Genomic DNA, 22,603 nt, shown 5'->3' with positions numbered 1-22,603 from the left:
CGTCCGGCATGAAATTGCCCGGATCCGGCAGGCTATTCCCGCAACGGCCTTTGTCCGCCCGGAAGTCTGCCGGCAAATTAAACTCTTGCATCCATTAATGAAAGGAGAAAAAACATGTCAGAACAACAAGCTGAAAAGGAAATTGCCGGAAAGTATAAAGTTACCTGGAAAGGCTGGCTGTCTTTGGCCTTCCTTTGCATCTCCTTCTCCGGCCTCCTGACTAGCAGCCCCACAGTTTTCCGGGCGCTTGACTTTACCGCTTTGACCGGCAAGTTCGGCACCATCGCGGGCAGCAAGCACATTTTCCAGGGAGCCGGCGGCATAGGCGCCAGGGAAGGCTTGCTCTTTACCATCACCCTTATCCCAACCGTTATGTTGGCCCTTGGGTTCATACAAGTAGCCGAGTCACTAGGCGCCTTGAGGGCGGCGGAGAAACTTTTCCGCCCTTTCCTGCGCCCCTTCTTGGGCATACCCGGCGTGGCGGGGCTGGCTTTTGTCAGCAGTTTTACAAGTTCCGACGTAGGCGCGGTTATGACCAAAGAATTAGTTGAAAACAAAATGATGACGGACGACGAAAGGGTCATTTTCGTTTCCTACCAATACGCAGGGTCGGCGGTAGTCACAAACACCTTCGGCACAGGCGGCCCGCTTATCCCCATTTCGGTTTTGCCTGTGGGGGCCATTATCGGCCTGATTTTTATCTGCAAGATATTTGGCGCCATTTTGGTAAGGTTCTATATGGGCACTTACCGCAAAAAACACCCGCTGGAAGAAGGTGCTTGAGCATGGCTATACAAGCCAACGGCACAAATATTGTGGAAGAATTCATGAAAGGAGCCAAAAAAGGCTTTTATATCGGCGTTGAGATGATCGCGCCGGCTATGGTCATGGCGTACGCGCTGATAGAATTTCTGAACATTACGGGCCTTATGCCCATCATCGGCAAGGTGCTCAACCCCGTCATGGGGATCTTCGGACTGCCGGGCGAAGCGACGGTCGCCCTCTTGGCGGCTTTCTTCGCCAAAGCGGCTGGCTGCGCCGCTGCGGCTACCCTTTATACCGCCGGGAAAATAGATGCGGCCCAGGCCACCATCCTCTTCCCGGCCTGCGTTACCATGGGCACTCTTGTCGGGCACTTTGCCCGCATAGTGTTAGTGTCCAACGCCAACAAAAAGTTTTACCCCGTCCTTTTCGCCGCCCCTATCGTAGACGCCGTTATGGTCATGTTTCTGACCAGGCTGGTTTTGGTTTTCTTTTAAAAATAAAGGGGAAGCCCCTGCGCCGCCGTATGCCGCCAGGCATGCGGCGGCTTGTCTTTTCGCGGCGCTGTTTTGCTTTTTTGTATTGTTGCCCGGCACATTGGAGCCTGTTAACACTATCTGAAATGTTCTGATTTTGGGCGTTGAACGGCAGCGTTAACAGGCTTTGACTGCCACGTTTGCTTTCGCAAAGGATTGGGACGCGCAGCGGGAACTGCCGGGCAATGTCAGCCGCCGCCCCTGGCCTTGTAAATAAACAGCGCGGCGGCGACCGCCGCGTTCAAGGATTCCGCCCGCCCTTTCATGGGTATGGACACTGTATGCGCGGCGGCCTGCGCGAAAAAATCGTTCACCCCTTGCGTCTCGCTGCCCAGAACGACCGCCGCGCGGCCGGAAAAGTCCGCCTGATAGACGGTTTGCGCGGCGCGGGGGACGGCGGCGAAAATGGCGAACGCCTGAGCGCGCAGCCAAGCAAGAATGTCCGTGTTGGCAAAGCCCGCCAGCACCGGCAGGTGAAAGGCCGAACCCATAGCCGCGCGCAGGGTTTTCGGCGCAAAAAGATCGACGCAGTTTTCCGCGAGGATGACCGCGTCAATTCCGGCGGCGTCCGCAGTGCGGATGATCGCGCCAAGGTTGCCGGGGTCTTTAAGCCCGTCCGCCACGATGACGAAACTTTCGCCGTGCAGGGGAATGTCGCGCAAGGCAAAGGAAAACTTGTCAAAAACCGCCACTATCGGCTGCGGCGTTTTGGTATCGGAAAGTTTCCTGATGATTCCGCCGGATACCGCAAGCAAGTCGGTTCCCGCCGCCATGTCGGTTTCCTTTAAAAACGCTACGGCGCTTGACGGCAGGGCGGAAGGGTCAAAAAAAACTCTCTGCGGGCAAAGCCCCGCCGTTATGGCCTCACTGACGTTTTTCCAGCCTTCCAGCAAAAAAGCCCGGCGTTTGTCGCGATATTTTTTTTGCAGCAGCCCGGCCGCTTCTTTGACCACAGGATTGGCCAGGCTGGTTATTGCCGCTTCCATAACCTCTCCTCAGGGCGCCCGGCGCGGCGGCCGCCGGTCAAGCTTTGCCCAGTTTTGCCGTGGCGGCGTATTCCGCGCCGCCGCGCAGATAGGTGATCGTTATGGACTCGCCGGCTGCTTTCTTGTTGACATAAAAAACAAATTCATCAGTATTGTCTATTGCCAGGCCGTCTATTTTTATGATGTTGTCGCCAGGCAAAAGACCGGCTTTCTTTGCCGCGCCCTTGCGGGAAAGGCCGACTACCTCCACGCCTTTTGCCGGCCGCGCTGCTTCTCCCCATATCGCCCGTTCCCTGCGGTCGGTGAGCGACAGACCTAAAACGCCCGGGCTTGTTTCTTCGCTTGCCCTGACTATCTCGAAATCAAAACGGTAATTTGTTTGGGCATCTTTTGCGATTACCGGCAAAAACAAGGCAAATTTGTAGCCAACCGAATTGTTCGCCGCTTCCTCGTCCGCAGCGGAAAAGAACGGGCGTACCTTCCAGCCGCTGTAGCCCGGTATGCGGTAAAAGTCGTCAAACCCCAGCCAGCCGCCCCAGGGGCGGGGAAAGTAGCCAAAACCAAAGCCGCCGGTGACTATCGGCGCCGAATTTATTACGGTTATGCTGCCCTCGGCGAACAAACTTTCCTCAACCAGCGTATGCGGCGGGATGCTGGCGGGATTAAGGCCGCTGTATATATTGGAATCCGGGCTGAACTGCGAACCCGGCAATACGTTATAAGCCTTCTGCCCGAAAATGAGCGAGGTTTTCCCCCAATCAACCGTAATTATTCCATCGGTTTTGTTGTAAATGGAAACAAGCAGCCTGTCGGGGTTTTTCTTCGCCAGCGCGAAAGAAAAGTAAGCGTTTTCCGTATCATATTTCATATCGTAGTTTTCCGCCGGCCCCACCAACTTGAAGGTATAATAAGCGGCGGAGCAGACGGAAAACTTCAGGCTGAAAACAATGACGAGAAACAGAAGCGTTTTTTTCACAAAAATCCCCTCCCTTTTTCCAAAATGTGGCGGCGCCCATGGACAAGCCGGCGCCCGATGCCGCGCCCGGCTTGTCCGGCAAATATTTTCGCCAATAGCCGGGTTTTCACCGCAGACTTTCCATGTCGTCAAAAAGCCCGGAAATTTTCAAGGTGGCAAAATAATCCTCCGGCGTTTCGGCGCGGCGGATGAGCCGGACAGAACCGTCCTCTTTGAGGAGCAATTCGGCGGAGCGCAATTTGCCGTTGTAGTTGTACCCCATGGCGAAACCGTGCGCGCCCGCGTCATGGATGACAAGGCGATCGCCGATTTCGATCGGCGGCAATTTTCTGTCTATGGCGAATTTGTCATTGTTTTCGCACAAAGAGCCGGTTATGTCATAGACGGCGGACGCCGCCTCGTTTTCCTTGCCGGCCACCGTGATATGGTGATAAGCGCCGTACATGGCCGGGCGCATCAGATTGGCGGCGCAGGCATCGAGCCCTATATATTTTTTGTAAATATTTTTTTTGTGTATGGCGGTGGCGACCAGGCAACCGTGAGGACCCAGCACAAAACGCCCCAATTCGGTGAAAAGCGCCGCGCCCCCCATGCCGGCCGGCACCAGTATCCGCTCGTATACGCCTTTGACCAACCTTCCTATTTCCATTATGTCGTTTGGTTTGTCCTCCGGCCGGTAGGGTATGCCTATTCCCCCGGAAAGGTTTATGAAGGCGGCCGCCACGCCGGTTTGCTCTTTCAGCCAGGCGGCGGTTGCAAACAGCTCCGCCGCCAGCGTGGGATAATATTCGTTGGTAAGGGTGTTGCTGGCCAAAAAAGCGTGCAGACCGAACTCCATGACGCCTTTTCTTTGCAAAACAGCGAACCCTTCTTTAAGCTGCCCTTTGGTAAAACCGTATTTGGCGTCTTTGGGCCTGTCCATGATGGCGGTATGTATGGCGAACTCCCCGCCGGGGTTAAAACGGCAGCAGATCGTCTCCGGCAGTCCGGCGCATCGCTCGAGAAAATCTATATGGGTAAAGTCGTCGAGATTGATGATGGCGCCGATTTTTCTGGCATAGACAAATTCCTCGGCGGGGGTGGCGTTGGAGGAAAACATTATGTCCCGGCCGCTGAAACCGGCGGCTTTGGCCAGCATGAGTTCGGTCAGGCTTGAGCAGTCCACCCCGCAGCCTTCTTCCCGCAAGATTTTAAGGATCGCCGGATTGGGCGTGGCCTTGACGGCGAAATATTCCCGGTAGCCCGCGTTCCAGGAAAACGCTTTTAGCAGCGCGCGCGCGGTTTCCCTGATCCCCTTTTCGTCATAAAGATAAAAGGGGGTGGGATATTGCTTTATAATTTCCTCGAGTTTTTCCTTGCTGACAAACGGTTTTTTCATTAATCGAGCCTCCTGCGTTATGGCGGGCGGCCGCTGCCGGCGCGGCCGCGCCTTTTGCGGTTTTGTCCGCGCTGGAAGAAGGGGCACCCAAGCGCGGATGCCTTTCGCCGGCAAGAGCGGGCGCCGGCCTTAAAAGGATTTCAGGCAACTTTTGATTTGGGAACAGTATCGGCCCAAAAGCGCAATGCCAAATCCGCAAGGACATGGCACGGCCGAAAACCTGGAAAACAGGCGGGGAAATAGCCAAACAGATGGCCGCTGCCATTTCGGCAGCGGCCATTTTCGCTTTGGGCGGTCAAACGGCCGGAGCGAAGCAAAATTCCGCGAGGCTGAGTTTTTCCCGCGCTTCTTCCCAAACAATGGTCTGCGCTTTGGCGAAACCGTTGAAACTGGTCGCCGATGCCGATGAATACGCGCCGCAGGCCGGCACAAGCAATATGTCGTTCGGCAGAAGGGGCGGGGACGCTCGGCCGCAGCAGATCACATCCAAAGAATCGCAGCTGGGGCCGGCGAAAGTGGACAAAAGGCCCGGGCCGTTTTTGTAACTGACAAATTCATAGTCCCAATGGTCAAAAAGGACGCCGGAGAAAGCGCCGTAAACCCCTTCGTCCAGAAAATACCACGGCTGGCCGTTGCGCTCGGTAACGCCAATCACTTTGGTCAGCATGTTCACTGCGGTGGCGCAGACAAACCGCCCGGGTTCCGACCAGATTTCCGTATCGGGGAAAAGGTTTTCCAGACATTCGTTTATTTTTGTGAGCAGCCCGGCTATGTCCACATCGTCGATCATGCTCGGGACAGGGTAGCCGCCGCCAATGTCCAGCGTTTTCAGATGGTAGCCCTCCAGCCGCGCCGCGTCAAACAACTCGCGGCTTTTTTTCAGGGCGCGGATGTAGGGGGCGGCCGAAAGCGTCTGGCTGCCAACGTGAAAGCACAGCCCTAGGACATTGAGCCCGGCGGCGGCCGCGTATTTTAAAAGCGGCAATATCTGTTCCGGCCGCGCGCCGAATTTCTTGTTTAAATCGACGACCGCGCCGGTATTGTCTATGCGCAGGCGCAAAAGGACGCCGGCGCCCGGGAAGCATTGCGCCAATTTGTCTATTTCGGTCCGGCTGTCAAGGGTAAACTTGTTCACGCCATAGCGGCGGCAGGCTTTTAGCCCCGCATCCGTTTTAAAGGGATTGGCGTAAAGCATCCGGTCGCTGGCAATGTTTAAGGCGGCCAGTTCGGTTATTTCGCCGCCGGACGCAACATCGAAACAACCGCCAAGCCTGTTTATTGCGGCGACTATATTCTTGTCGGGATTTGCTTTGACCGCGTAGTGTATTTTGACCTGCGGCATGTATTTTTGCAAAAGCCGGTAATTGTTTTCGATCTGTTCAAGGGACAATACCAAAAATGGCGTATCATACACATCGGCCAGTTGTTTTACGGCATTTTGCGTCAAACGGAAATAATTGCTGTTTTTCATATCAACGCTCCTTTCGGATCGGTATTTCAAGGCAGCTATGTTTAGCATTATTTACCAAAATGTTTAATATCGTATAAATTTTACCACAAACCTTTGAAAGCGCAATAGGTTTGTGGGAATTTGCAAAAAAAAATTTGCGCGCGGTTTCCCGCTGCGGCAATGAACGTTTGACGGGAACGCCCGATATAGTCCCGCGCTTTCGGGCGGCGGCGGCAAGCGCTTTCCCGCGCTTATTTTATCGTGTCCGTGCCCATGTATTCCTGCAGTATTTGGGGTACGCGCACAGAGCCGTCTTTCTGCTGGCAGTTTTCCAAAATAGCCGAGACGGCGCGCCCGATCGCCAGCCCTGAACCGTTCAGGGTATGGACAAATTCCGGTTTGCCGCCGGCGCGTCGAAATCGTATGTCCGCCCGGCGCGCCTGAAAATCGACAAAGTTTGAGCAGGAGGATATTTCGCGGTAACAGCCGGCGCTGGGCAGCCAGACTTCTATGTCATAAGTCAGGGCGGAAGCAAAACCCAAGTCGCCCGCGCATAATTTTACTGTGCGGTAGGGAAGCTCCAAGAGCCGCAGCACGCTTTCCGCGTCGGCGGTCAGTTTTTCCAGTTCCGCCCAGGAATTTTCCGGCAGGGAAAATTTCACCAGTTCCACCTTGTTGAATTGATGCAGGCGTATGAGCCCGCGCGTGTCGCGCCCGGCGGCGCCCGCCTCGCTCCTGAAACAGGCGCTGTAGGCGGCGTAATAAAGCGGCAGGCAGCTTTCCGCCAATATTTCGCCCCGGTGCATATTGGTTACAGGCACTTCGGCCGTAGGGACCAGATAATAATCGCTGTTTTCCAGCCGGAAAGCGTCGGCGGCGAATTTAGGCAGCTGCCCAGTGCCGGTCATGCTGGCTCCATTGACGATGAACGGCGGGAAAACCTCTGTATAGCCGTGTTCTTTGGTATGCAAGTCAAGCATGAAATTGATCAGCGCGCGTTCCAGGCGCGCGCCTAAGCCGCGATAAAAAACGAACCTGGCGCCGGCCACCTTGCCCGCCCGCTCAAAATCCAGTATGTTGAGCCGTTCCCCGATTTCCCAGTGAGGTTTTGGCGGGAAGGGGAAATCCGGCGCGGCGCCCCATTTGCGCACCTGCGGATTGTCGCGTTCATCCTGACCCGGCGGCACGGCCTCATTGGGGATATTGGGCAGCCGCAGGGCAATCTCCCGCAAACTCTCCTCAATCTCCCGCAATTTGGCGTCATAGCCGGCGATGGCATCGCCTGTCTCGCGCATGGAAGCTATTTTGGCGGCGGCATCGGCGCCCGTTTTTTTCAGCCTGCTTATCTCCTGCGAAACTTGGTTGCGTTCGCTTTTCAGATTTTCCACTGTTATCAAAAGAGAGCGCCGTTCTTTGTCCAAACGCAGAAATTCATCCAGCGCCATCGGCATACGGCGTTTTTTCAGCGCATCTTCCACTATGGCGGTATTTTCCCGTATGAATTTGATGTCAAGCATATCGTACACTTCCTTACCCGTTTAGAGAGCCTCTAAACATTTTAACACAATCGCCCGCTTTTTCAAAAGGATTGCAAAGTGTATTGGGCGAATATATAGGGAGCTTTTGATAACCGCTTGCTATGGCGATGGATTGTTGGAGGTTTCCTGTAGGCCAAAGCAACTTGCGAGGATGGACATTATGAAAATAGACGCCGCCCGGGCGCTGGAAGCGTTGGGCCAGGAACTGAAAGCCTGTTCGGAATGCGAACTGCGCGCCGGTTGCATAGCTCCGGTCGGCTGGTACGGCGATGCCGCCAGCCCGTTGGTCATAGTCGGCGAAGGGCCGGGCCGGGTAGAGGACGAATACGGCTGCCCGCTGATTGGCCCTTCCGGGCAGCTGCTGGACAAGGCGCTCGCCTCGGTCGGCGTAACGCGCGATCGCATACTGACGACCAATACGGTGAAATGCCGCCCGGAAAACAACCGGACGCCGACGGTCGCCGCCGCCGCTTTTTGCGCCGACCGCTGGCTAAGCCTGGAGTTGGAAATCATCCGCCCGGCCGTGGTGATAGCGCTCGGCAGCGTGGCCCTGCATTACCTCGGCTCGCCGGACAAGCGCATCACCAAGGAACGCGGGCAGTGGTTTGTCGGCAAATCCGGCGCATCATGCATTACCACCTATCATCCGGCTTATTTGCTCAGGCTTCACGGCGACAGCCTTAAACAGGCCAAATGGCAGGTTCACTACGACCTGAAAGCCGCCGTGGAAAAATGCGCCGAAGCCCGGCCTGATTATGTATTTGCATCCGAGCCGCCGCCGGATCTTTTTGCGCTTTTTCCCAAAAGAATCTGAATTATCGGCCTTTTTCCGCCGTCCGCCCGTATCGGGGCGGGTTTTGTCGGCAAACCCAAATCCGCCCAGGACGCGGATTAAAACGCAAGCTGAAAATTTGCCGCGGTTGCGTCAGTTATGCCCGTCTATGTAAGAGGCGGCACTGAGGGCGGCTATCTGCCCCTGCCCCGTGGCCCGGCTGATTTGCCAGGGTTGGCCGGTGCAGTCGCCGGCCGCGAAGAAGCCGGGAACATTCGTCCGCATTAAACTGTCGGTCCGGACGAAATTATCTTTGAGCGCCAAATCGGGCAAAATGCTGTCAGGCGGCGCGTTCGCGCGGAAAATAAACACGCCGTCCACCGCGTGGCTGTTTTTGTCCGTCTTTATCGCGCCGACGGTATCCGCGCCGGTTATTTCTTTGGGCAGTTCCTTGAGCGTTTTCAGGTTGGGATGCTGCGGATGCTCGCCCGCGTACAATGGAAAATATAATATTTCCCGGCAAAGCCCGGCCAGAAAGGATGTATCTTCCCGGCTGCCGGACGTGGCGGCGATTATGGCAACCTTCTTGCCGCGAAAGAGCAGCCCGTCGCAGACAGCGCAGTAACTGACGCCCCGCCCCAAAAAATCACTTTCGCCCGGCAAAGTCTGCCCGGAGGGGGCGCCGGCGGCGAACACCACGGAAGCGGACTGCCAGGCATTGTCGCCGGCGATGAGCGTGAAGCCGCCCCCGCCGGGATATATATTGACGATTTTCTCTTCGAGTATCGGTATGCCGCGCGTTTTCACATGCCCGGAAAAAACGCGCATGAGTTCCTGGCCGCTTATTGCGGGCAGGCCGAGGTAATTGTCGACGAGCGGCGCCTTGGCCAGTTTGGACTTTGCGCCGCGCTGGTCAAAAACAACGGTTTTTTTGTCCCGCCGCAACGCGCTGAGCGCGGCGGAAAGGCCTGCCGGCCCGCCGCCGACCACGGCTATGTCATAATCAACATTCAAGCCGAACGCCTCCTTGCCTTTTGCTTTTTGCCGCGCCGCCATATCAGCGGCGGTTGCCAAGGTAAAAATCCTCCATAAATTCCGCCAGTCTTTCGCAGCCTTCCACCGGCATATAATTATAAATGGATACCCGTATGCCTCCGACCGAGCGATGGCCCTTCACGCCTGATAGCCCTTGCGCGGCAGCTTGCCTGACAAAAGCATCATCCAGCCGCGCATCCGGCAAACGGAAGGTTACGTTGGTAAGCGAACGGCTGCCTTTTTCGGCGTGTCCCCGGTAAAAATCGGGATAACGGTCGATGAGGCCGTAAACAAGCGAAGATTTTTGCAAGCAGAGCTTGCCCATAGCCGCCAGGCCGCCCTTGTTTTTCAGCCATTTAAGAATTTTCCCGATCATGTACACGGTAAAAACCGGCGGAGTGTTCAATAGGGAATTGTTTTTGGCGTGCGCCTTGTAACTGAAATATTCCGGCAGCTTTTCGTTCGCGCCGTCCAGCAACGATTTTTTAATCACGACCACCGCCGCTCCCGCCGGGCCTATGTTTTTCTGCGCGCCGGCGTAAATCAGCGAAAATTGCCGGACGTCGAAAGGGCGGCTGAGAAAGTCTGACGACATATCGGCCACTAATGTTTTTACGCCGAAATCAGGGTATTCGCGCCAGGCCGTGCCGAAAATGGTGTTGTTGGTAGTTACGTGAAGATAGGCCTGCCGGTCGCTGTAGCGCAGTTCGTTAGCCGCGGGCGCGCGCCGGAACCCTTCGCCCGACAAATCAACTGCGGCACGGGCCGCGCCTATTTGCGCGGCCTGCGCGAAAGCCCTGGCGGCAAATTCGCCTGTTACCGCGTAATCCGCCGTCCGGCCCTCCCTTATAAGATTGAGCGGGACAAGGGAAAATTGCATAGTGGCGCCGCCTTGCATAAACAAAACTTCATAGTCGTCGCCTGTTCCCAGCAAGTCTTTCAAGTCTTGGCGCGCCTCGTCGTTTATTTTTTCGTAAGGCGCGGAGCGGTGGCTCATTTCGATAATGGACATGCCGCTATCCTGATAGTCCAAAAATTCCGCCTGCGCTTCCCGCAGCACTTCCATCGGCAAGGTCGCCGGGCCGGGATTGAAATTAAAAACTCTCGCCATGCTGAAACCTCACTTCAAAAAATCTTCCTCAAGCAAATGCACCGCTAAACCATCGCGCAATTTAGGCTCAAACCAAGTGGACTTAGGCGGCATTATTTTGCCCGCGTCGGCAACCGCCATAAGCTCTTGCATGGAAGTGGGATAAAGGCAAAAGGCAACGGCCGCTTTCCCGGCGGCCACCAGTTCGGACAGGGCGCTTACGCCGCGTATGCCGCCGATGAACTCTATCCTTTGGTCGGCGCGCGGGTCAAGGATTCCCAGTACGGGGCGCAGCAGGTTGTCCTGCAATATGCTTACGTCCAGTCTGCCGCTAAGATCTTTTTCGTCAAACGTGCCGCCTCTTGCCGTCAATTTATACCATTTGCCCTCAAGGCACATGGTAAACTCGTGCCTGGCGGACGGTTTGGCCGGGGAAGCGATTGTTTGCACAAGGAAATTGTCGCCGGCCTTTGCCAAAAATTCAGCCGCCGTCAATCCGTTAAGATCCTTCACGGCCCGGTTATATTCAAGTATCCGCGTCATATCGTCAGGAAAGATCGCCGCGAGAAAGTAGTTATATTCCTCCGAGCCTGTATGCTTGGGATTGTTTGCCCGCGCCATGTCCGCAACCCTCAAGGCGGCGGCGCAGCGGTGGTGCCCGTCGGCGATATACAAAGGCCCTATTGGGGCGAAAACGCGCCGGAGAGCCTCTATATCGGCCGGGGCGCTTACAGTATAAAAAATATGGCCGATGCCGTCATCGGCGACAAAGTCATAGTCAGGGCGTGTCCTGCCGACAATCTCCGCGATCAAAAGTTCGGCCGCCGGCGCCCTTTTGTAAGACAAAAACACGGCCCCGGTTTGCGCCGCCAGGCATTTTATATGGCGCACTCGGTCGCCTTCCTTGTCCGGGCGGGTGAGTTCGTGTTTCTTTGTCGCGCCGGCGCGATATTCTTCCACCGAAGCGGCGGCGACCAGCCCGGTCTGTTCGCGCCCGTCCATTCTCTGCCTGTATATATAAAAACACGGTTCGGCCTCCGTCCGCAGCAGGCCGTCCGCCTGATACTCTTGAAAAACGGAGGCCGCCTCTTCGTACACGGCGCCGTCATATTGCCCGATTGCGTCAGGGAAAGCGGCGTCAGGCCTGGTAACGCGCAAAAAACTAAGCGGCTGTTTTTTTATCGCGGCGCGCGCTTCTTCCCTGTCCATCACGTCATAAGGAAGCGAAGCGATCCCCTTTGCCTTGTCCGCCGCCGGCCGCAGCGCCCGGAAGGGTCTTATGTCAGCCAATGCCCAACACCTCTGATTCTTGAAATTACTTCATGGCAACAATTTTACTATACTTTTATTCGTTTTCACAGATATTTGCCATAAAGCCGGCAAAAAAAGATTGCTTGTGCCCAAGGCGAAAATACGCTAAAATAAAAACGCCGAGAAATGCGGCCACTCAAGCCCTTTCGCGTTCGGAATGTCCCCGGGCACCAAAAGTTTAGGCGGCGCGCCATGCAAGAAAGATGGGTAACACATGTTGATATGGACGCTTTTTTTGCCGCGGTCGAGCAACGCGCCAATCCCCGCCTGAGGGGGCTGCCGGTAATTGTCGGCGGCCTCGGCGGGCGGGGGGTTGTCTCCACCGCCTCTTATGAAGCCAGGCTTTTTGGCGTACATTCCGCTATGCCCATGGCGCTTGCCCGCCAATTGTGCCCGCAGGGAATATTCATATCGCCCGATCACAAGCGCTACGAAACAGTCTCCAAACAGATCATGGCCATATTGGGCGGATATTCGCCGGTTGTTGAGCAGGTTTCCATTGACGAGGCTTTTTTGGACATTTCCGGCATAAAAACCAGGGAGCCGGATTTTTGCGCCTATGTCCGCCGGCTGAAAAAAGACATATATGAAAAAACCGGCCTTACAGCGTCCGCAGGGCTTGCGGCAAACAAATTCTTGGCCAAGCTCGCTTCGGACTATAACAAGCCTGATGGCTTTATGCTGATAAGGCCGGAAAGCGCGGAAGATTTTTTGGCGCCGCTGCCGGTGGGCAAACTTCCCGGCGTGGGCAAGGCGACGGAGAAAATATTAAAAAGCCGCGGCATAAACACCATAGGCGAATTCAAGCAAACGGACCGGCGCTTGCTGACTAAAATGACCGGCCGCCAAACCGACGCCCTTTTGCTCTTTTCCAAGGGCCTGGACACCCGGCCGGTTACGCCGGAACGGGACGCGAAGTCCGTTGGCCGGGAAACAACCTATGACCATGACCTTTTTTCCTTATCGGCCATCCATAAAGAGCTGCTCAAATTGTCGCAGGAGACCGGTTGGCGGCTGCGCCATATGAAAATGCGGGGGCTTACGCTTTCGCTGAAAATACGCTATCCTTCCTTTGCCGTCATTACGCGCAGCATCACGCACAGCGACGGGTTTTATTATGACGAAGATATTTACGCCGCTGTTTTGCGGCTTTGCGCGAAATGCGACATAGCGGAAGGGGTGCGGCTGCTTGGCGTTGCTGTCGGCAAGCTGGAAAGGGCCGACCGAACAATCCGGCTGTTCGCGCAAGGCGAAGAAGACGAGCGCAAGCAAAGGCGGGCGGAGGCGGTCGACAGCTTGAAAGGCCGCTTTGGCGAAAACATCATCATGCGCGGGCTCACCGCTGAAAAAACGGAAAAGCCGGGCTGCAAATATATGCGGCCTGACAACTGAATACGGCCGTTTGCCGCTGGCGAGCGCGCCGTAATAGGCGGCGGGGCAAGATTGCGGGCCGGGCATTTTTTATAAAATAAATAAAAATTCATATTTATAAGCAAAGGCCGCAGATCGTTTTCCGGCGGCTTCGTTGCGGCAAGCGCCTGTTTGCTTTGCGGCGGCAAATTGCGCCCGTTAAGCCGCCCATTGTTTTTGGGGAACTGTTTTTTTGCGGGCAGCGATAAAAAAGTATGGACAAGAGCATAAAAATTTGGTATCATTACTAAAAATGCATCAACTAAGTTTTTTGCGTTTTCGGTAATTTACGACTTTATTGATGCAAAAAAATGAAAGAAGGGTTGATTGATGTACGTCATAACACGCAAAAAACCATTACTGTCCGCTCTTTTGGCAACTGCGCTCATTCTTTTGCTCGCCGGCTGCGGCAGCTCTTCCACGCCGAAACCGGCCGCCGATGGCAAAGCGGCGGCCGTCAAGGAAGTGAAAATCGGCGCTATCTATCCAATGACCGGCGTCCAGGGCGTAACCGGCCTGGAGCTTATGCGCGGCGTAGAACTTGCCGTTGAGATTGTCAACAATGAATATCCTGACCTTGCTCTGCCCATGGCGAAAGGCAAGGGCCTGACCAATCTGGGCGGCGCCAAGATTGTGCTGGTGGCGGGCGATCATCAGGCTTCGCCGGAAAAGGGCATGAGCGAAGCGGAACGCTTGATCACGCAGGAGAAGGTAACGGCCCTTATGGGCTGCTACGGCAGCGCCGTAACCAATACCGCCAGCCAGGTGGCCGAGCGCAACGGAATCCCTTTCCTGAACGCCGACTCGACTTCGCCCTCGCTTATCGCGAGAAATTACCAGTGGTTTTTCCGGACGACGCCGGACGACGACATGTTCGCCGAGAACTTCTTCGTTTTCCTCGACGATTTAAAGGCCAAAAAATTGATCACCGACCCGAAACTGGCCATTTTATATGAGAACACCCTCTTCGGCACGGATGTCGGCAAGGCGGAAACCAGATCCGCCAAAGCGCATAAATACAATATAGTGAGCGACATAGCTTATCCGGCCAAAAGCACTAACGTAGGCAGCGAAGTCCAAAAACTTAAAGCCAGCGGCGCGGATATTGTTCTGCAAGCGTCTTACGCTTCCGACGCCATACTTTATATGAAAACCTACAAAGACCTTGATTACAACCCGGCGGCAATTCTCGCCATGGACGCGGGATTTATCGATGATGCCTATCTTAAGGGCGCGGGCAAAGACGGTTATTATATTTTGAGCCGTGAAGTCTGGGCGCTTGACCTTGCCAAAGCAAAACCCATTGTGGAAAAAGTCAACAAGATGTTTAAAGACAAACACGGCGTGAACATGACCGGCAATGTTTCTCGCGCCTTTACCGGCCTGCTGGTGCTGGCTGACGCTATAAACCGCGCCGGGTCCACCGCCCCCGCCGCTGTCCAGAAAGCGCTCCTGGCCACCGACATTCCTCCTGATCAGCTCATAATGCCCTGGAAAGGCATAAAATTTGATCCGAAAACGCACCAGAACATCCTGGGGCAAGGCATAATCGTGCAGATACAAGAAAACGGCGAGTACGTAACCGTATGGCCGTGGAATTTGGCTTCCAAAGAAATTATCTGGCCGATGCCGAAATGGAACGCGCGCAAATAGCAAACCGGAGACGGGCGGCAGGGCTTATGTATGCTTAGATAGCGCCCGGATGCTTCTCCCTGTGCCAACCGGCCGGGCGCATTGCCGGCAAAAGCGCCGTTAGGCAAACGGCGCTTTTGCTTGCCGGGCTTTCGGGCAAACGCAAATGACCTTGCCATGATTTCAAAAACGCCGGCCTTCAGCTGCCTTGTGTTTTTGCCCGGGCGCCGTAACTGCGACGAAGTCCGGGCGGGCTGTTTCCCCGAACGGAATATTTTTACGTCCGCGTTCTTAAATTGAGGAGGCGTCGCATTAAAATGAGTTTTGACATAATGCTTGGGCAAACGATCGTAACCGGGCTCTTATGGGGGGCTATCTATACTCTGACCGCGCTTGGCCTGACCGTCATTTATGGAATCGTCAACATCGTTAATTTCGCGCACGGCGATTTCCTGATGATCAGCATGTTTTTGGCGTATGTGCTAAGCATTGCCGTTGGGTTTTCCCCTCTCCAGTCCTTGCCGTTCGTGGTCGCGGCGCTGTTTCTGCTGGGGATTGTTACCTACCGGCTGCTGATAAAGCCAGTGCTCAACGCGCCCATGCTCGCGCAGATATTCGCCACTTTTGGCCTTATGGTTTTTTTGCGCGGCTTGGCGCAATTTATTTTCGGCATCGATTTTCGCACCATTCCCACGGCGTTACAGGCGACGCGCCTTGACATCGGCGGCATATTCATATCCACGCCGCAGCTTATCGCCGCAATCGGCGCGGTGGTGATGTTCGCCGCAGTATATTTTTTCATCACCAAAACACGCACGGGCTGGGCGCTGCTGGCGGTGGCGGAAAATCGCGAAGCCGCTACGCTCATGGGCATAGATTCCAACAAGATGTTCGCCCTTGCTTGGGGGATAGGCGCCGCCTGCGTGGGCGTGGCCGGGTGCCTTCTGGCTAATTTTTATTATGTGTTCCCCGAAGTGGGCGCGATCTTCGGCTTTCTGACCTTTATCGTCGTGGCTTTCGGCGGGTTTGGCAGTATAACCGGCGCATTCGCGGCCGGGCTGATAATCGGCCTCATAGAGGCGCTGGCCGGGTTTTTGCTGGATCCGTCATATAAATACTCCATAGTTTTCACCGTCTATCTCCTTGTCGTCATATTCCGGCCGAAAGGACTCTTGGGCAGTGCCTGAGCGGAGGTGCCAATCAATGATGCTGAAAAACATTTATAGCCTGTTTGCCGCGTTCATACTGGCCGTTTTGCTCATATTGCCCGCGCTTGTCGCACAGACTTTTTATTTGCATATATTGATATTGGTCTTTCTGTACGCCCTTTTGGGCGGCGCCTGGAACATACTCGGCGGCTACGCCGGGCAGGTGTCGCTGGGACATGCTTTGTACTTCGGCATAGGCGCCTATACGTCGACCATGCTGATGCTGGAGGCGGGCGTGAACCCGTGGATAGGCATGCTCATAGGCATGTTTTTGTCCGTGTCCGTATCGGCGATTCTGGGTTATCCCTGTTTTCGCATCAAGGGGCATTATTTTGTCATAGCGACCATAGCGCTCGGCGAGATTGCCTTTGTGATTTTTACCAACTGGCAATGGGTAGGCGGCGCGGTTGGCAAACATATCCCGCTTCTGCCGCCGGGGTTGGCTGTCTTTCAGTTTGCCGGCAAAATAGCCTATTATTACATAGCCTTGTCTTTTCTCGTCGTGCAGCTTGTCTTTACCTATCTCATGCAAAAAAGCTACCTCGGTTATTATTTTCAGGCCATCCGCGAGGATGAAGACACCGCCAGGAGCCTCGGCATCAATATAACCAAATACAAAATGGCGGCCATGGCCTTCAGCGCGGCTTTTATGGCGGCGGGCGGCACTTTTTACGCGCAATATCTTTTATATATCGACCCGGAAAGCGTACTGCCCAACGTACTGTCGACGCAGGTCTGCCTCATACCGATACTGGGAGGGCTCGGCACGGTTTTCGGCCCGGTGATCGGCGCTTTCGTCATGTTCCCTCTGTCCGAGTTTATCCGCGCGTCGCTGGGCGGCAGCGGCAACGCGCTCGATCTTATTATTTACGGGCTGCTTATAATGATTTTCGCCATAGCCAAACCGACCGGCATTATGGGCTTTATTACTGAGATAGTCCGCGCCAGGCGCTCCGCCTCTGCGGACGGCGCCGGCCAAGCGGCGGCGAACGTCCGGCGGGAGTAGGACTTGCCGCCGAAGGGAGCCTTGTTCAATACAGGCGACGGGGAGGGGACACAATGGCCTTTTTAAAAATAGAAAATTTAACCAAAAAATTCGGCGGGCTGATAGCCAACAGCGATATATCGATAGAAATCCTCCAAGGGGAAATCGTTGGCATAATCGGGCCAAACGGCGCGGGCAAAAGCACTTTTTTCGCCACGGTTTCCGGTTTTTACAAACCGGACGGCGGCGCGATCATTTTCCGGGACGAGGAGATCGGCGGCAAGCCGCCCGAAACCATCTGCCAGCTCGGCATCGCCAGGACTTTCCAGATTGTGCGCCCGCTGGGTTTGCTGTCGGTGCTCGACAATATTTTGGTCGGCGCCTTTTTGCGCGACAAAAACAGAAAAACCGCGCGGGAAAAGGCGGAAGCAATAATGGAGTTTACCGGGCTTAAAAATTTGCGCGATAAATTGAGCAACTCGTTGACTATTGCCGATAAAAAACGCCTTGAACTGGCCCGGGCGATCGCCACCCAGCCGGAACTGTTGATGCTTGACGAGGTAATGGCCGGCCTGACGCCAAAGGAGACGCAGGAAGCGGTCGAGCTTATAAAAAAAATCAACCGCGCCGGCATCACGCTTCTTGTCGTCGAACACGTCATGGAGGTGGTCATGCCAATTTCCCATCGGATCATGGTGCTGGACGGCGGCAAAAAAATCGCCGAAGGGACGCCGGAAGAAGTAGCCAATAACGAGGATGTCATAAAAGCCTATCTGGGGGAAAAATACAATGCTGCAAGTTTCTGAGCTAAAACTGGGCTACAAAGGGATATTGGCGATCCAAGGAGTGTCCTTTGCGGCGAACAAAGGCGAGATCACCGTCATCGTAGGTGCCAACGGCGCCGGCAAATCAACCATCATGAAAGGGATCTCCGGCCTTTTGCCGGTGATGGGCGGCAGCATAGTCTTTGAAGGCGCCGACATAGCAAACACCCCGGCGCATGAGATAGTAAAGACCGGCATAGCCCATGTGCCGGAGGGGCGCATGACCTTCGCCAATATGACCGTGGAGCAGAATTTGGCTCTCGGCGCTTTCACCGTTGGCGACAATGCCAGAAAAGAAGAGCTATACGCCGGCGTTTATGAAATGTTCCCCATCCTGAAAGAACGGTTCGCGCAAAAAGCCGGCACGCTCTCCGGCGGCGAGCAGCAGATGCTGGCCATAGCGCGCGGCCTGATGTCGGACCCTAAACTTATCCTGCTCGACGAGCCTTCGCTCGGCCTCGCGCCCATGCTTGTCACGCAGATATTCCAGTTCATCAGGACGATCCGGGAACTGGGCAAAACCATCCTCTTAGTGGAGCAAAACGTGTATGAAGCGCTTGATCTGGCGGATCGCGCCTATGTATTGCAAACAGGGCAGGTTGTGATCGAAGGATCCGGCAAGGAACTGCTTGGCAGCGAACTGGTGAAAAAGGCCTATTTGGGGATATAAACGCAGGCGGGCGGCTTATTGCCCGGGAAATTGCTTTCCGGGCGCAGACGAGCGCCGATGCCTGCCGCCAAAGGCGCGAAAACAAATCTGTTTTTCGGAGTGTGGGGCAAGGCGGGTAAAGCCGCGCTTGTTTTGGCTGCGGGCGCAATTTGACAAGAAAAATATAAACGAACTGGCGGGTTGCCGCCGGCAGAGAGGCGGAACATGGGTTCAGCGGCTGACGGGTTGACGTGGAAATATCTTTTCGCCGGGTTTATCATCGGTATATTGAGCGGACTTTTGGGCGTTGGCGGCGGCATATTTTTGATACCGCTCCTCACGGTCTACTTTGGCCTTGTCCAGCACAAGGCGCATGCCGTTTCGTTGGCGGTGGTGCTGCCAACCGCCATAGTCGGGGCGGCTATTTATGGATTTCACGGCGACATGGACATCGTGCTGGGCGCCAAGCTGGCGATCGGCGGCATCGTTGGGGCGACCATCGGCGCGCGCGCGATGCAGAAAATCCCCGCCGCCGTTTTAAAACGATTGTTCGGCCTGCTGCTTTGCTTGACGGGCGTTAGGATGCTATTGTCATGACGGAACTTTTGATCGGACTTGTCATGGGGCTGTTAAGCGGCGTTTTGGGCATTGGCGGCGGCGTTGTGCTTGTCCCCATGCTGGCCCTCATTTTGGGCACGCCGCAGCATCTGGCGCAGGGAATATCGCTGCTCGTAATCATTCCCACCTCGATCTCGGGGCTGATAGCGCTTAGAAAGAGCAACTTGGTGGATTTTCGCGCCGTGCGGCATCTCGCGGCGGGTTCGGTCGCCGGCGCGCTGCTGAGCGCGAACTTTGCGCACTTCATATCGCCTTTGGTGCTTAAAAAAATTTTTGGCATATTTATAATTTACGCCGGCATGAGGATGATCTCTCCGCCCAAAAAGCGCTGACAGGGGACGCGTCCTCGGCAAGCGGTAAATCCATGCGACAGCGGGGGCGGCGCAAATGCCGGCAACCGGCAAAAAATAGCGGCGCGGCCGCCCGGAACAGGGCGGCCGCGCCGTTTAACGCGCCTTCGCATAAAAATCATATATTGCCGGCGCAGACATAGGACAGGAACTCTTCGGCCACTTCTTTAAGGCGCAAGATCTTTTCTTTGGGCGCGGGCGGCGCAGAAAAACGGTAATTGGGATAATACCGGGTTACGTGGAGAGGGATGGACGGGCTGATTTCGGCAAGCCAGGCGGCAATGCGGGCGATCTCGTCCTCGCTGTCGTTACAGCCCGGTATGACAAGGGTAGTTACCTCCACATGGCAGAAGCCGGCCAATATTTTTATGCTTTCCCGCACGGGCGCGAGGCGGCCGCCGCACATCCGGCGATAAAAATCGTCCGCGCAGGATTTCAGGTCGATGTTGGCGGCGGCGAGAAGCGGCGCGATCTCTCTCAGCGGGCCAGGATTTAGGTAGCCATTGCTTACGAATACATTGTCAAGTCCCGCCTCTTTGGCCAAAAGCGCGCAGTCCCTTACAAATTCATACCAAACGGCCGGCTCGGAATAAGTATAGGCCAAGCCTATATTGCCTTCTTTTACTTTCGCAAGCGCCAGATCAACCAATTGCTCCGGGCGGAAAAACTTTACTGCGGGCTCCGCCTGGGATATTCGCCAATTCTGGCAGAAGCGGCAGGAAAAATTACAGCCGCGGCTGCCGGCGGAAAGGATCAGGCTGCCCGGCTTAAAGCGGCAAAGCGGCTTTTTTTCGATGGGGTCAAGTGCCAAGGCGCTTACTTCGCCATAACTTTCGGCGTACAAAACGCCGGAAACATTCCTTCTTGCCCGGCAAAGGCCCACGCCGCCTTCCGGCAGGACGCAGGCGTGCGGGCACAGGCCGCAGCGGGCCGCGCCGGAAGCGCTGCCCTGCCAGAAGCTCGCCTGTACGGCATTTTCATGCATAACGCCTGACCGTAAAACGATAAACATCGACTTTTGCGCCCGGGGCGATGCCGGCTTTTTGCCTAGCAATGTCAAGCTGCTCCCCAACGCTGTTTACGCCGTCGAGATCCGGCAGCAAAAGGCCGCTGCGCGCGCCGTCCGTTACCAAGACGCCGTATTTTTTCTCGTCAAGTTCGGACAAGCTGCCGACCATTTCCGGCGGCGACAAGACATCGACGGATATTTCCAAATCCGGCAATTCATCCCGGGAAAGCGGCGGAAAACGCGGGTCGGAAAAAGCTGCGGACAGCGCGTTGCGCAAAATTTCTTCTTTGACAGAAAGGCATTGCGGCAGAAAAGTGCCGATGCAGCCGCGCAAAGCGCCCGCTTTTTTCAGGGAAACAAACACGCCCGCCCGCTCTTTAAGGCCGTCGGCCCAAGCGGGGGCGGCTTTTTGCCCATCGGCGAAACTGTTTTCTATAGACCAGCGGGCCAGCCGGGCAGGAACGGAAGGGGCGATCCCGGACGGCCTTTCCCAGACGGCCACGGCATAGCCCACGCCAAAGGTATCTTCGTAAGAATAAAAATTACTGGCAAGACCCTTTGCCGCCGCCAGCAATATAAGCAGCGAGCGCAGGCCGCATTCGCCGGCCCTGCCTATCAGTTCCCTGTCGAGCGCCAGCAATTTGCCGGGGTCATTTTCTTTTATCGCTTCCACCGCCAGCGCGTCAAAGGCCGCGCCTTCCGGCCGCAGGCCGTAAGGCGGCGAATCTTTCAAATAATGCGAAAGGTCGCCCGAACCGATCAGCACGGCGTCATTTCCCGCCGCCGCGCCGGCGATCGCCTCGCCCAGCGCCAGCGCCGCCTCAAGGCTTATGAACCCGGGGCAGATATGCACTATGTCCCCGGCAAAGCCCGCCATGCGCAAATAATAAAGCGGCACAAACGCGCCGGAGTCTATTGGCGGCACGGACGCTTCTTCCGCGGGCTTGCCGGCTTTATATAAGGAAATTCCGGCGTTTTCCGCCGCTATGCATATTGTTTCGGCCAGCCGCTGATTTATGGGAAAAGACAATCGGCAGCCCGGCGCGTTAAAATCCTCCATGCCGCCTTCCATGCGCCGGCCGAAGGCTATGCTGGGCGCGCCGTTAAAATGGACGCCGTGCGGAGAGGCAACAATGACGGTGCGCGGGTTGAGGGCAACCAGCCGTTCGCTTGCCGCCTTCATCGCCCGGATTGTCCCGGCGACCTGCCCATGGTGGCGCTCCCCCACTTCCGGAATGATCAGGGGCGGATGCGGCATAAACGCCCCGGCCAGCAACTTGTCCATAAAACATCTCCTCCTTCGGGGATTTTTCAGAAGAGTTTCTCCTCCAGCAGTTCTTTTGCCTTTTGTGGGCCGACGAAACCGTTTTTGACCATTGTTTCAAGAACCACGGCTTGCCGCCTTTTGGCCGCCTTAAAGTCCTTCAGCGGCGAATAAAGCGAAGGCGCGGCGGGGATGCCGGCCAGCATGGCGCTTTCCGCCAGGGTAAGTTCTTGCGGCCGTTTTTTAAAATAAAGGCGGGCGGCGTCTTTTATCCCGTAAGCGCCCGCGCCGAAATAAATAATGTTAAGATATGTTTCAAGTATTTCTTCCTTAGTGAAGGAATTTTCGATGATGACGCTGTAGACGGCTTCCTCCGCCTTGCGCGCCATTGTCTGTTCCTGCCCCAAAAAAAGGTTTTTGGCTAGCTGCTGGGTAATCGTGCTGCCGCCCTCAACGATTTCGCCGGCTTGCAGGTTTGCCAGCAGCGCGCGGACGATACCGCCCGGGTCAAAACTGCCGTGCTGATAAAAACGGCTGTCTTCGACGGAAATGATCGCCTGCTGCATGGATAGGGGTATGTCGTCCAATTTCACCCAGCCGGGCGCGGCCATCTTTTGCCGTATTTCTTCTTCCGCCTTGAAAAAACGGAGGACGCGCGTTACCTCTTGCGGCGTATTTTCTCTCAGCAGCCGCCCGTCGGCCAATTTGTCAATGTTTTCGGTCAGCGGCGCGGGCAGGTACGGTTTGTAACTTTCATAGCCGATGAACAAACTCACCGCGAAAATAAGCGCGAAAAGCAACTTGAACATTTATTCCCTTC

The 22,603-nt window shown here is 55.5% G+C and carries 22 protein-coding genes; 11 read left to right on the top strand and 11 right to left on the bottom strand.

Features of this window, described 5'->3' with window-relative positions; all coding sequences use genetic code 11:
• The first annotated feature begins 114 nt into the window (after positions 1-114).
• Together LBO03_10440 and LBO03_10435 are read left to right on the top strand one after the other, a co-directional pair.
• A complete protein-coding gene (locus tag LBO03_10440; GenBank protein MDR3349992.1) occupies positions 115-783 on the top strand; it encodes a hypothetical protein in 669 nt (222 codons plus the stop codon).
• 2 nt (positions 784-785) lie between these two features.
• Entirely contained in the window at positions 786-1,259 is a 474-nt protein-coding gene (locus LBO03_10435) for a hypothetical protein (GenBank protein ID MDR3349991.1), read from the top strand.
• Positions 1,260-1,486: 227 nt separating this feature from the next.
• On the opposite strand, the gene LBO03_10430 is transcribed toward LBO03_10435, so the two are convergent.
• The 5 genes from LBO03_10430 to serS all read right to left on the bottom strand — a co-directional run bounded on the left by LBO03_10430 (position 1,487) and on the right by serS (position 7,605).
• Complete coding sequence (locus tag LBO03_10430; GenBank protein ID MDR3349990.1) at positions 1,487-2,284, bottom strand: RNA methyltransferase; 798 nt, start codon at positions 2,282-2,284, stop codon at positions 1,487-1,489.
• A 37-nt stretch (positions 2,285-2,321) separates the two neighbouring features.
• On the bottom strand, positions 2,322-3,260 hold the full coding sequence (locus LBO03_10425) for a PDZ domain-containing protein (GenBank protein MDR3349989.1): 939 nt from the start codon (positions 3,258-3,260) through the stop codon (positions 2,322-2,324).
• Between the two features lie 106 nt (positions 3,261-3,366).
• Complete coding sequence (locus LBO03_10420) at positions 3,367-4,638, bottom strand: diaminopimelate decarboxylase (GenBank protein ID MDR3349988.1); 1,272 nt, start codon at positions 4,636-4,638, stop codon at positions 3,367-3,369.
• A 295-nt stretch (positions 4,639-4,933) separates the two neighbouring features.
• Positions 4,934-6,109: a type III PLP-dependent enzyme gene (locus LBO03_10415; GenBank protein MDR3349987.1), complete on the bottom strand. Its 1,176-nt coding sequence runs from the start codon at positions 6,107-6,109 to the stop codon at positions 4,934-4,936.
• 230 nt (positions 6,110-6,339) lie between these two features.
• Complete coding sequence (gene serS, locus LBO03_10410) at positions 6,340-7,605, bottom strand: serine--tRNA ligase (GenBank protein ID MDR3349986.1); 1,266 nt, start codon at positions 7,603-7,605, stop codon at positions 6,340-6,342.
• Between the two features lie 181 nt (positions 7,606-7,786).
• Here serS and LBO03_10405 point away from each other — a divergent pair, with 181 nt between their 5' ends.
• A complete protein-coding gene (locus LBO03_10405; GenBank protein MDR3349985.1) occupies positions 7,787-8,440 on the top strand; it encodes a uracil-DNA glycosylase in 654 nt (217 codons plus the stop codon).
• Between the two features lie 111 nt (positions 8,441-8,551).
• Here the strand turns inward: LBO03_10405 and LBO03_10400 are convergent, their stop codons facing one another.
• The 3 genes from LBO03_10400 to LBO03_10390 are packed head-to-tail and all read right to left on the bottom strand — an operon-like array spanning position 8,552 to position 11,813.
• Positions 8,552-9,412, bottom strand: coding sequence for an NAD(P)/FAD-dependent oxidoreductase (locus LBO03_10400; protein ID MDR3349984.1), 861 nt, complete (start codon positions 9,410-9,412; stop codon positions 8,552-8,554).
• A 43-nt stretch (positions 9,413-9,455) separates the two neighbouring features.
• Positions 9,456-10,544 carry a 3-phosphoserine/phosphohydroxythreonine transaminase gene (gene serC / locus LBO03_10395; GenBank protein ID MDR3349983.1) on the bottom strand — a complete coding sequence of 363 codons (1,089 nt, stop codon included), beginning with the start codon at positions 10,542-10,544 and terminating at the stop codon, positions 9,456-9,458.
• A 9-nt stretch (positions 10,545-10,553) separates the two neighbouring features.
• Positions 10,554-11,813, bottom strand: a complete 1,260-nt coding sequence (locus tag LBO03_10390; protein ID MDR3349982.1) for a DUF1015 family protein — start codon at positions 11,811-11,813, stop codon at positions 10,554-10,556.
• A 213-nt stretch (positions 11,814-12,026) separates the two neighbouring features.
• Between LBO03_10390 and dinB the strand changes: the two genes are divergently transcribed.
• From dinB to LBO03_10350, 8 genes are all read left to right on the top strand, one after another.
• Positions 12,027-13,226, top strand: a complete 1,200-nt coding sequence (gene dinB / locus LBO03_10385) for a DNA polymerase IV (GenBank protein ID MDR3349981.1) — start codon at positions 12,027-12,029, stop codon at positions 13,224-13,226.
• A 348-nt stretch (positions 13,227-13,574) separates the two neighbouring features.
• Complete coding sequence (locus LBO03_10380; GenBank protein ID MDR3349980.1) at positions 13,575-14,897, top strand: ABC transporter substrate-binding protein; 1,323 nt, start codon at positions 13,575-13,577, stop codon at positions 14,895-14,897.
• Positions 14,898-15,193: 296 nt separating this feature from the next.
• Complete coding sequence (locus LBO03_10375) at positions 15,194-16,063, top strand: branched-chain amino acid ABC transporter permease (protein MDR3349979.1); 870 nt, start codon at positions 15,194-15,196, stop codon at positions 16,061-16,063.
• Positions 16,064-16,079: 16 nt separating this feature from the next.
• Positions 16,080-17,090 carry a branched-chain amino acid ABC transporter permease gene (locus tag LBO03_10370; GenBank protein MDR3349978.1) on the top strand — a complete coding sequence of 337 codons (1,011 nt, stop codon included), beginning with the start codon at positions 16,080-16,082 and terminating at the stop codon, positions 17,088-17,090.
• Between the two features lie 53 nt (positions 17,091-17,143).
• Complete coding sequence (locus tag LBO03_10365; GenBank protein MDR3349977.1) at positions 17,144-17,875, top strand: ABC transporter ATP-binding protein; 732 nt, start codon at positions 17,144-17,146, stop codon at positions 17,873-17,875.
• Entirely contained in the window at positions 17,859-18,563 is a 705-nt protein-coding gene (locus LBO03_10360) for an ABC transporter ATP-binding protein (GenBank protein ID MDR3349976.1), read from the top strand. The genes LBO03_10365 and LBO03_10360 overlap by 17 nt, the downstream gene beginning before the upstream one ends.
• A gap of 204 nt (positions 18,564-18,767) precedes the next feature.
• Positions 18,768-19,139, top strand: a complete 372-nt coding sequence (locus LBO03_10355; protein MDR3349975.1) for a sulfite exporter TauE/SafE family protein — start codon at positions 18,768-18,770, stop codon at positions 19,137-19,139.
• Positions 19,136-19,492 carry a sulfite exporter TauE/SafE family protein gene (locus LBO03_10350; GenBank protein MDR3349974.1) on the top strand — a complete coding sequence of 119 codons (357 nt, stop codon included), beginning with the start codon at positions 19,136-19,138 and terminating at the stop codon, positions 19,490-19,492. The genes LBO03_10355 and LBO03_10350 overlap by 4 nt, the downstream gene beginning before the upstream one ends.
• Positions 19,493-19,628: 136 nt before the next feature.
• Here LBO03_10350 and amrS read toward each other — a convergent pair whose 3' ends face one another.
• Genes amrS through LBO03_10335 form a run of 3 tightly spaced genes read right to left on the bottom strand, consistent with a single transcriptional unit; the run spans position 19,629 to position 22,592 of the window.
• The gene (gene amrS / locus LBO03_10345; protein MDR3349973.1) at positions 19,629-20,522 is read right to left on the bottom strand and encodes an AmmeMemoRadiSam system radical SAM enzyme; all 894 of its coding nucleotides are present in this window, start codon (positions 20,520-20,522) and stop codon (positions 19,629-19,631) included.
• Positions 20,488-21,804, bottom strand: a complete 1,317-nt coding sequence (gene amrA / locus LBO03_10340) for an AmmeMemoRadiSam system protein A (GenBank protein MDR3349972.1) — start codon at positions 21,802-21,804, stop codon at positions 20,488-20,490. Before amrA ends, amrS begins: the two co-directional genes overlap by 35 nt.
• A gap of 26 nt (positions 21,805-21,830) precedes the next feature.
• On the bottom strand, positions 21,831-22,592 hold the full coding sequence (locus LBO03_10335; protein ID MDR3349971.1) for a transglycosylase domain-containing protein: 762 nt from the start codon (positions 22,590-22,592) through the stop codon (positions 21,831-21,833).
• Positions 22,593-22,603: the final 11 nt, after the last annotated feature.

This window comes from Acidaminococcales bacterium (assembly GCA_031290885.1).
GTDB lineage: Bacteria > Bacillota > Negativicutes > Acidaminococcales > JAISLQ01 > JAISLQ01.
This window is presented reverse-complemented; position numbering and strand designations above follow the sequence as displayed.